Genomic DNA, 1,055 nt, shown 5'->3' with positions numbered 1-1,055 from the left:
GAGCGGGCAGCGGATCTCTCCGGTGTTTCGATGGGCGAGGTGCAGCAGGCCACGATCCAGCTGACCAAACGCCTGAGCCAGGCGGCGGGCGGCACCGGGGCGGCGGCCAAGGCGCTGGACCGGCTGCACCTGAGTGCCGCCGCGCTGCAGGCGCTGCCGCTTGATCAGCGGCTGGAACAGATCCAGGTCGCCCTGGCGGAGTATGTGCCGGAGGCAGAGCGCGCGGCGGTGGCCTCAGAGCTGTTTGGCAGTCGGGCGGGCCTGATCTTCACCCGCGTGGATGGCGCCGCACTGCGCACGGCGGCGCAGGATGTGAACCGCTTTGGCGTGGCAATCTCCGAGGTGGATGCGGATCAGATCGAGTTGACCAATGACGCGCTGTCGCGGATGAGCCTTGCGGGCCGGGGTCTGGCCAACCAGGTGACCGTCGCGCTGGCCCCGGCGCTGCAGGGGCTGAGTGACCGGGTGGCGGATGTGGCGACCTGGTTCAACGGTCTGTCGGAGGGCACCAAACGGTTCATCGCCACCAGCGCCTTGATTGTCGGCACGGTAGGACCTGCGGCGCTGGCGCTGGGGCTGGTGCTGAAGGTGGCCGCGCCGCTGGGGGTTGTGATGGCGGGGATGGTCGCGACCGTGGCGCTGGCGCCCTTGCGCTTTGCGGCGGCGACAAAGTCGGCCATTGCGCTGGAAGTGGCGCTTGGGGCCACCTCGACCAAGGCGGCGGTGACCAGCCTTGCGATGAAAGGCCTGCAGCGGGGGCTGGTGCTGCTGCGCGGGGCGGTGATTGCCACCGGCATTGGCGCGCTGGTGGTGGGGGCGGGCTACCTGGCGATGAAGTTCCATCAGCTGGTGGTGGCCACCGGCGGCTGGGGCGCGGCGCTGCGCGCGCTTGGCGATCTTGCAGCGGGCGTCTGGCAGGGCATCCAGACCAGCGCCACGGCGATTGGTCCGGCACTGGCAGCGATCTGGGCGCGGGTGCAGGCGGGGTTCACCCGCATGGTGCAGGATCTGTCCCTGAGCTGGGGCACCTTCCTGTGGACGCTGTCGGAGGGGAT

At 70.1% G+C, this 1,055-nt stretch carries 1 pseudogene; it reads left to right on the top strand.

From position 1 onward, the window contains the following. Positions 1-1,055, top strand: a pseudogene (locus CLV89_RS22755) (hypothetical protein); the annotation flags it as partial.

This window comes from Tritonibacter scottomollicae, from assembly GCF_003003215.1.
GTDB classification, from domain to species: domain Bacteria; phylum Pseudomonadota; class Alphaproteobacteria; order Rhodobacterales; family Rhodobacteraceae; genus Epibacterium; species Epibacterium scottomollicae.
This window is presented reverse-complemented; position numbering and strand designations above follow the sequence as displayed.